General features: G+C 57.2%; 7 protein-coding genes. All 7 read right to left on the bottom strand.

The features are described 5' to 3' along the window. Positions 1-1,016 (bottom strand): glycine cleavage system aminomethyltransferase GcvT (gcvT, locus tag Q0F21_RS03650; RefSeq protein WP_297237500.1); only part of this gene is annotated, 1,016 nt, incomplete at its 3' end. Between the two features lie 44 nt (positions 1,017-1,060). Then, complete coding sequence (gene pepT, locus Q0F21_RS03645) at positions 1,061-2,287, bottom strand: peptidase T (RefSeq protein ID WP_297237499.1); 1,227 nt, start codon at positions 2,285-2,287, stop codon at positions 1,061-1,063. Next, the gene (gene glmM, locus Q0F21_RS03640) at positions 2,274-3,677 is read right to left on the bottom strand and encodes a phosphoglucosamine mutase (protein WP_297237497.1); all 1,404 of its coding nucleotides are present in this window, start codon (positions 3,675-3,677) and stop codon (positions 2,274-2,276) included. The genes pepT and glmM overlap by 14 nt, the downstream gene beginning before the upstream one ends. Before the next feature lie 17 nt (positions 3,678-3,694). Further along, positions 3,695-4,309 carry a DUF4827 family protein gene (locus Q0F21_RS03635; RefSeq protein WP_297237494.1) on the bottom strand — a complete coding sequence of 205 codons (615 nt, stop codon included), beginning with the start codon at positions 4,307-4,309 and terminating at the stop codon, positions 3,695-3,697. Between the two features lie 471 nt (positions 4,310-4,780). Next, positions 4,781-6,931: an ATP-dependent zinc metalloprotease FtsH gene (gene ftsH / locus Q0F21_RS03630; protein ID WP_297237492.1), complete on the bottom strand. Its 2,151-nt coding sequence runs from the start codon at positions 6,929-6,931 to the stop codon at positions 4,781-4,783. Between the two features lie 29 nt (positions 6,932-6,960). Then, complete coding sequence (gene rsfS, locus Q0F21_RS03625; RefSeq protein ID WP_288966939.1) at positions 6,961-7,338, bottom strand: ribosome silencing factor; 378 nt, start codon at positions 7,336-7,338, stop codon at positions 6,961-6,963. A 34-nt stretch (positions 7,339-7,372) separates the two neighbouring features. Beyond that, on the bottom strand, positions 7,373-8,740 hold the full coding sequence (gene rlmD, locus Q0F21_RS03620) for a 23S rRNA (uracil(1939)-C(5))-methyltransferase RlmD (protein ID WP_297237502.1): 1,368 nt from the start codon (positions 8,738-8,740) through the stop codon (positions 7,373-7,375). Positions 8,741-8,748 lie beyond the last annotated feature (8 nt).

The following is an 8,748-nucleotide window of genomic DNA, read 5'->3' as shown; positions in this document are numbered from 1 at the left end:
TTCTTGTAGTCGGTGAGGACGTAGCCGAGGGCGATGCCCTTCTTGAGCGCGGGAGACATGGTGCCAGAGGTGAGGTGTCCGATCTCCTTACCGTTGCCGTCGGTCACCTTGTAACCCTCGCGAGGTACACCGCGACCCTTCAGCTCGATGCCGACGAGACGATACTTGGTGCCGTTTGCCTTAGCATCCTCAAGGATCTTGCGACCGGGGAGGTTCTCCTTGCCCTCGATCAGTTTCGTCGTCCAGCCGAGACCGGCGGCGTAGGGATTGGTGGTGTCGTCGATGTCGTTGCCGTAGAGGCAGAATCCCATCTCCAGACGGAGGGTGTCACGGGCACCGAGGCCGACCGGCTTGATGTCAAACTCCTTCCCTGCCTCGAAGAGCTGATTCCAGAAGTTCTCCGGATCCTTGATGTCCTGGATGTAGAGCTCGTAACCACCGGCGCCGGTGTAGCCGGTATTGGATACCAGCACCTCCTCTCCGTGGAACTTCCCTCTGTGGAAGCTGTAGTAGGGGATCGCGTCAACGTCGATGTCGACCAGCTTCTGGATCGTCTCCTTGGCCTTGGGACCCTGGACGGCGAGGATGCTCATCCGCTCTGAGCGGTTCTCCAGCTCTACGCCGTCGATCTTGTGGTCGGAGATCCACTTGAAGTCCTTCTCGATATTGGCTGCATTGGCGACCAGCATGTAGTAGTCGCCGAAGCAGTAGGCGATGAAGTCATCGACGATACCACCCTTGTCATTGGGATAGTAATTGTACTGCGCCTTGCCGTCGGTGAGCTTGGAGATGTCGTTGGAGCAGACATTCTGGAGGAACTCCTCAGCCTTGGGGCCACTGACAAAGAGGGCGCCCATGTGGGAGACATCGAAGACGCCTACGCTCTCGAGGACTGCCATATGCTCAGCTACGATGCCGTCGGGGTACTGGATCGGCATATCGTAGCCGGCAAAGTTGGTCATCTTGGCTCCGAGCTTGACATGGATGTCATGGAAGGGGGTTTTCTTTAGTTCCATAGATTGATAGTTTGTATTGAGTTTTGTGTAAAAAGGTTGTCTTGCTATCTCACTTCGGTGGTGACGATCTCGAGCAGGGTCTCTGCTGCCATCACGAGTGAGGGGATAGGGAGGTACTCATAGATGCCGTGGAAGTTGAGCCCGCCGGCAAATAGATTGGGACAGGGGAGTCCCTTATGGCTGAGTGTGGCGCCGTCGGTGCCGCCTCTGATGGGCGACGTGATCGGCTCTATGCCGAGCCGCTTCATCGCCTCGGCGGCGTGGTCGACGATCTCCATCCGATAGATCAGGCACTCCAGCATATTGCGGTACTGGTCGCGGACGGTGACGGTGATGCGCTCCTCGCCGTAGCGAGAATTGATCGCCGCCGCTGTGCGGACTAGTGTGTCCTTGCGCTCCTCGAGTGCCTCGCTATCGAAGTCCCTGAGGATATACTCTAGCTCTGACTCCTCTACTGTGCCGGTCATAGAGACGAGGTGGTAGAATCCCTCCCGCCCCTCAGTCGTGGAGGGTCGCTGGTCGGGTAGGGTGCTGTCGAAGTCCATGGCGAGACGCATGGCGTTGATCATCTTGCCCTTGGCGTCTCCGGGGTGGACGTTGAGTCCATGACAGTGTATGGTGGCGGAGGCGGCGTTGAAGTTCTCGTACTGCAGCTCACCGATAGCTCCGCCATCCACGGTATAGGCAAAGTCTGCACCGAAGCCCTTCACGTCGAAGAGCGAAGCCCCTCTGCCGATCTCCTCATCGGGAGTAAAGCCGATCCGTATCTCCCCATGGGGGATCTCAGGGTGAGTGGTGAGGTAGTGTGCCAGCTCCATAATGGCTGCGACGCCGGACTTATCGTCCGCACCGAGAAGCGTGGTGCCATCGGTGACGATCAGCTCCTGTCCCACGTATTGGGCGAGCTCGGGGAACTTCTGTGGGGAGAGAGTGATGTCCCTCTCCTCATTAAGCATGATCTCTCCGCCCTCGTAGTGGACGATACGTGGCTTGACGTTCCTTCCGGAAGCATCAGGCGAGGTGTCCAGGTGGGCGATCAGACCGATCACAGGCTGATCCTTCATCCCTACGGCCGGAATGGTCGCCGTGACGTAGCAGTGATCGTCCACAGTTGCTGCAAGCCCCATGCTCTGAAGCTCAAAGCAGAGGAGATGCGCCAGATCCCACTCCTTATCCGAGGAGGGAGTCTCCTCGCTGGAGGGATCGGACGTAGTCTCGAGGGAAACGTAGCGGAGAAAACGCTTGACGATGCTCTCCTTACTTATACGCATCGAGATTGGTTTCGTGGGGAGCAAAGTGTGAGATAACCTCCTCCGCTATCGCATCAGCCTCAGCCTCGGTAGGTGCCTCGGCATAGATCCTCATGATCGGCTCGGTATTGCTCTTTCGGAGGTGGACCCAGCGGTCGGGGAAGTCAATCTTCACCCCATCAATGGTGGTGATGGACTGATCCTTATACGCCCTCTTGATGTCGTCGAAGATCCTGTCCACATCGAGACCGGTGAGATCCTGACGCTTCTTCACCATCGCGTACTGCGGGAGGAGAGCCTTGATCTGGGTCGGCTTGAGGAAGCGCTTTGCCATCATGGTGAGGAAGAGCGCAATGCCTACGAGAGCGTCACGTCCATAGTGAGCCTTAGGATAGATCACACCGCCATTGCCCTCACCACCGATCAGCGCACCCACCTCCTTCATCTTCGTCACCACATTCACCTCGCCGACAGCGGCAGGGGTATAGGTGCCGCCGTGAGATATGGTGACATCACGTAGGGCTCGGGTGGAGCTGAGATTGGAGACGGTATCGCTGCCGGGATAGAGGCTCAGCAGGTAGTCGGCAATGCTGACGAGGGTGTACTCCTCGCCAAATGGAGTGCCGTCCTCACAGAAGATCGCCAGGCGATCCACGTCGGGATCGACAGAGAACCCGACATCGGCCTTCTTCTCCTTGACCAACTGCCCCAGCTCGATAAGATTTTGTGGCAAAGGCTCAGGATTGTGTGCAAAGTCCCCGGTAGGCTCGCCATGAAGCAGATAGGCACTCTTGACACCCAGCGCATCGAAGAGGCGGGGAAGGGCAATGCCTCCGACAGAATTGATCGTGTCGGCGCAGACGGTCAGTCCGGCCTCTCGGATCGCGGCCGCATCCACCTCGGGCAGACTCAGCACCATCTGCACATGAGCATCGGTGTAGTCCTTATGCTCCACATGTCCCAGGTGATCCACCTCGGCAAAGGAGAAGTCCTCCGCATCAGCCATCCGGTAGACCTCGCGCCCCTCAGCATCGGAGAGGAAGGTGCCCTCGTGATTGAGCAGCTTCAGGGCATTCCAGTGCTTAGGGTTGTGGCTGGCCGTGATGATGATACCGGCGTCGGCACCCTCCTCGGTAACGGCAAACTCTGTCGTCGGAGTGGTGGCAAGACCAATATTCACCACGTCAAAGCCGACAGCCTGTAGCGTCCCGATCACGATCCTCTGGATCATATCGCCGGACATGCGGGCATCGCGGCCCACGACGATCTTATTGGACTGTACGGGAGAGTTTTTCCGTGCCTGGGTGGCAAAGGCTGCGGTGAAATTGACAATGTTGATCGGATTGAGACCCTCGGAGGCAGATCCCCCGATGGTGCCTCGGATCCCTGATATAGACTTGATAAGGCTCATGGCATCAATATTTTCGGTTATTTCTTGTACTCAAAGCGGACATCCTTGAAGTAGAGCGCATAGCCGTCCTTAGAGAAGGCTATCGGGCCGTGGCGGAAGGAGGTGATCACCTGCACTCTGGAGGGTACTCCGGCAAGACGCACAGCCTCGAGGAGTGCCTCACACTGGAGGTTGTTATTGGCACTCTCCTGTGCGTCCTGATTGGGGTCGATGACCACGTCTTCCCCCTTAGCGGTGTATACGAAGGTGAGGGCTCCGGTGCCGCCGCTGTAGGGACCGCCGTTGCTCATCCTCTTGATCGACTCCTTGGAGATGCGCGGACCGATGCCCTCGATCTCCATACGAGCAGAGATGATCCGCTGACTGCCGGTCACCGCTGAGCCCTTCTCCACCACGCGTATGAAAAGTCCCTCCTTGATCTCGACAAAGGTCCCCTCCGGGGTGATAAGGTCGGCAGGGAGCTCCTTGATGATACGGATACCGAGGGAGTCGGTGAAGTGCTTCACCTCCTTCTCCTCCTGCTTGATCATGTCGACGTAAGACATACGCTTCTTGTCGCATCCGCTGACTAACAGCAGACCGGTGAGTAGGAGTAGGACTGTCAGATGAGTGGGTCTGAGTAGATGTCTCATATAGGGGATAAAAAGTGTCTAAGAGTGTAACTCTAAAAGGTCAGTAGTGAGGCAAATCGCAACCTTCACCACTATACCATACAAATGTAGCAAAAACCCGTGGACTAATGTCGGTATTAGTTCGATCTAATACCGGTAATAGTCGAAACTAATATCGGGTTTAGTGAAAACTATTACCGGTAATAGATTTGCCTTGTATCACTATGCTGATAACCAGTCTGTTGTGAATTATTTCTCGGAGTGCCTTTTCTGTGGTCATATGGTCGATCGGTAAAGCATTAGATATAAGGGCGTTAGGGTGTCTTGGACTGCTTCCTCGTCTGGCAGTCTGTCAGGGTAGGAGTGATTGCTCAGTGTTGACGGATCAAGGGTCGTTGCCGTAAGAGTATAAAAGATCGCGGCTCCCTCGTCCCACTCGGACGAGAGAGCCGCGATCTCTTACGCTAATACGCTCTTACGACACGGTCTCGGTCAGTCTCCGCAGGAGTCTGCTCCCAGTATGCCGGAGTCGTGGACCTGCTCACTGCAGGAGTCCTCCTCTTCTGACTTAGTGGAAGAGGGAGGGGGTGGGGGAGTGGTCGTGCCCTCTGATGGAGTGGCATCCGACCTGTCAGTCGGGTCGGGAGTCTCGGTCTCGTGAGGGGTCTCCTCTCTGACCTCGCCCCCTTGCTCCTCTGCATCGCGGAGCAGCTCGTCGGCTCGAGAGCTCCAGGGGCGCTTGCCGAGGATCTTCTCCACATCCTCAGTGTAGATCACCTCGCGCTGAAAGAGCAGGTCCGCCATCTCGTGGTGTCCCTCCTCATTCTCCCGCAGGATCTTCTTGGCACGCTCGTACTGCTCGGCGATGATGCTTCGGATCTCCTGGTCGATCAGTCGGGCAGTCTCGTCGCTGTAGGGCTTGGTAAAGTTGTACTCTCCCTGATTGTCCTCATAGTTGATGTTGGGGATCTTGTCACTCATCCCGTAATTGACCACCATCGCCTGTGCCATGCGGGTCACCTTCTCGAGGTCGTTGGAGGCACCGGTGGATATGTGTCCAATGAAGAGCTCCTCAGCGGCACGGCCACCAAGGGTCGCGCACATCTCGTCCTCGATCGCCTCCTTGGGGACGATCTGCCGCTCCTCAGGCATGTACCAGGCGGCTCCGAGCGCGCGCCCTCTCGGTACGATGGTTACCTTGACGAGCGGATTAGCATAGCGGAGACGCCAGCTGATGGTGGCATGACCCGCCTCGTGGATGCAGATCATCTTCTTCTCCGACTTGGTGATGATGGCACTCTTCTTCTCCAGTCCGCCGACGACGCGGTCGACGGCGTTGGAGAAGTCGACAGCCTCCACGGCATTCTTCGACTCACGGGCGGCGATGAGTGCCGCCTCATTGCAGACGTTGGCAATGTCTGCCCCGGAGAATCCCGGCGTCTGGCGAGCCATCTTGTCCGGATCCACGTCGGGCGCCAGCTTGAGCCCCTTCATGTGGACGAGGAAGATCTCTTTCCGCTCATTGAGGTCCGGCAGGTCGATGTAGATCTGTCGGTCGAAGCGACCGGCACGCATCAGTGCCTTATCGAGGATGTCAGCACGGTTTGTAGCCGCCATGACGATGACTCCACTATTGGTGTCGAATCCGTCCATCTCAGTCAGCAGCTGATTGAGGGTATTTTCCCGCTCGTCGTTGCCTCCGAAGCCGGCATTCTTTCCCCTCGCCCGACCGATGGCATCGATCTCATCGATGAAGATGATGCAGGGGCTTTTCTCCTTTGCCGTGCTGAAGAGATCCCGCACACGGCTGGCTCCTACGCCCACAAACATCTCAACGAAGTCTGAGCCACTGAGGGAGAAGAATGGCACGCCTGCCTCACCGGCAACAGCCTTGGCGAGGAGTGTCTTACCTGTCCCGGGAGGGCCTACGAGGAGCACGCCCTTGGGGATCTTACCGCCGAGGTGGGTGTAGCGCTTGGGCTCCTTGAGGAAGTGGACTACCTCCATCACCTCTTGCTTGGCGCCGTAGAGGCCGGCAACGTTGTCAAAGGTGGTCTTCACCTTTGTCTCCGGATCAAAGAGCTGAGCCTTGGACTTGCCGACATTCATCACACCGCCGCGACCGCCCATCCCGGAGAAGCCTCTCATCATCCAGATCCAGAAAACAATCAGGAGGAGGAAGGGTAAGGTCTGTAGGAGGATGGTCCAGAAGCTGATGCTCTGATTGACGTACGAGATCTCTGTGGAGATCGGCTTGTCGGAGCTCTTGATCTTCTGATATATGTCGTTGAAGGCTGTCGCACCCGGCATCTCTGACGTGACCTGCGTGGCACCGAGGAGGCGCGGGCGGGTCTCCTTGACTTGCTCTGCCGGTACGATGCCGAGGTCGACGAGACGACCCTCCTTGCCCTGGCGGAGGGTGGCATCCACCTTCCCCTTAGAGGAGTAGACGGTGATGGACTCAAAGGCATCGTCCTCCATCAGGGTCTGGAAGTCAGACCACTTGACTGAGCGGGCGTTGCTATTGTCACCGAAGAAGTAGAGCCCCAGGATCACCATCATGATGATCATGAAGATCCAGCCGATATTGAAATTTGGCTTGCGCTTCGGGTTGCCTCTCTGAGGCATGGTTTTATTTGGCATAAGTATGGATCAGTTTACTATAATACATCTCAGACTTCGTCCTCGAGTCGGGTCAGGTCCGCATCCTCCCACATCTGCTCGAGATGATAGAAGGTGCGTAACTCCGGCGTGAAGATGTGGACCATCGCATCGACGTAGTCCATAGCGATCCACTCACCGCTCCCCTTATGGACGCGGATGGGACGCTCTCCTGCCTGCTCCTTCACCGTCTCTAGGACTGAGTCCTCCAGAGCACTGATGCCAGTCGGGCTATTGCTCTCTGCGATGATCATATAGTCGGTGGGTCGATCATGCAGGCGGTGCAAGTCGAGGATGGTGATGGCGTGTCCTTTCTTGGCCTTGAGGCCCTCTACGATACTGTGGACAAGCGCTTCAGTGCGCTCGGGTGAGGTAGTCGAAGTTGTCAAAAGTCGGTATGTATTGAAATAAAAATGGTGTGACTTACTTGCGTATGAGGAGGACAACATTCTCGACGTGATGCGTCTGCGGAAACATATCCACAGGCTGCGTCACGGCGACGCTGTACTCCTCCTGAAGGGTCTGCAAATCTCGTGCCTGACTGGCGGGATTGCAGCTGACATAGACGATGCGGTCCGGGTGGGCATGCAGGATCGTCTGCAGCACATCGGGATGCATGCCTGCTCGAGGCGGATCTGCGATGATTACATCGGGTCGCCCGTGAGACTCCACAAAGTCATCTGTCAGGATATCCTTCATGTCTCCGGCGTAGAAGTCCAGATTCGTCAGACCATTGAAGTCCGCATTGAGCTTCGCATCACGGATAGCCTCCTCGACGTACTCGATGCCGATCACGTGCGCTGCCTGACGGGAGACAAAGGAGGCGATGGTGCCGGTACCGGTATAGAGGTCGTAGACCATCTCCTTGCCGGTAAGACCTGCCAGCTCGCGAACCACGGAGTAGAGACGGTAGGCCTGGCGGCTATTGGTCTGGAAGAAGGACTTTGGTCCAACCTTGAAGTGCAGCCCCTCCATCTCCTCGACGATATAGTCTCTGCCGGAGAAGGACTTCACCTCGAGCCCATCGAGGGTGTCATTGCCCTTCGTATTGATCACGTAGAGTAGGGAGGTGATCTCGGGGAATGCCTCCCTCAGCGCACTAAGTAGGGCAGTGCGGCGCTCCTCGTCCTCCTCACCGAAGGCAAGGACCAGCATCACCTCGCCCGTGGAGGATATACGTAGCATCATCGTCCGCATCAGCCCCACCTGGTCTCTCAGATCGAAGAAGGTGTACCCATCGTGCGTGAGACAGTAGTGGCGGATGAAGTTTCGGATCCTATTATTCAGGTCATCCATCAGGTAGCACTCGCGGATGTCGAGGACCTTGTCGAAGCGCCCCGGGATGTGGAATCCCAGTCCCCGCCGCTCATCGACCGCCTCCCCATCCAGTCGGTCGCGCTCCTCCTCGGTGATCCAGCGGGAGGAGGAGAAGGTGAACTCGAGCTTATTCCGATACCCCAGCTCCCTCTCGCAGCCCAGTATCGGACGCCGCTCTCCGATCGTCACCTTGCCGATCCGGGTCAGCTGGTCATAGACCTGCTGACCCTTGGCCTGAAGCTGCATCTCGTAGGGCACATGCTGCCACTTGCAGCCACCGCAGAGACCGAAGTGCGGACATGCCGGCTCTCGTCGCCGATCTGACGGGGTGATCAAGCGGTCGATAAGCCCCTCTGCATGGGAGTGCTTGCTCCTCGTGATAAGCAGGTCGGCCACATCTCCCGGAGCGCTGTATGGCACAAAGACCACACGTCCGTCCTCTAAGTGTCCGATACACTTCCCCTCAGCCGCCATCTTCTCGA

Source organism: uncultured Porphyromonas sp. (assembly GCF_934359325.1).
Taxonomy (GTDB): domain Bacteria; phylum Bacteroidota; class Bacteroidia; order Bacteroidales; family Porphyromonadaceae; genus Porphyromonas_A.
This window is presented reverse-complemented; position numbering and strand designations above follow the sequence as displayed.

What these genes read in the sequence shown, in the direction of transcription:
- rlmD (WP_297237502.1), bottom strand. Translation starts at nt 8,740, where the DNA reads ATGGCGGCTGAGGGGAAGTGTATCGGACACTTAGAGGACGGACGTGTG.
- pepT (WP_297237499.1), bottom strand. Translation starts at nt 2,287, where the DNA reads ATGCGTATAAGTAAGGAGAGCATCGTCAAGCGTTTTCTCCGCTACGTT.
- Q0F21_RS03635 (WP_297237494.1), bottom strand. Translation starts at nt 4,309, where the DNA reads ATGAGACATCTACTCAGACCCACTCATCTGACAGTCCTACTCCTACTC.
- ftsH (WP_297237492.1), bottom strand. Translation starts at nt 6,931, where the DNA reads ATGCCAAATAAAACCATGCCTCAGAGAGGCAACCCGAAGCGCAAGCCA.
- glmM (WP_297237497.1), bottom strand. Translation starts at nt 3,677, where the DNA reads ATGAGCCTTATCAAGTCTATATCAGGGATCCGAGGCACCATCGGGGGA.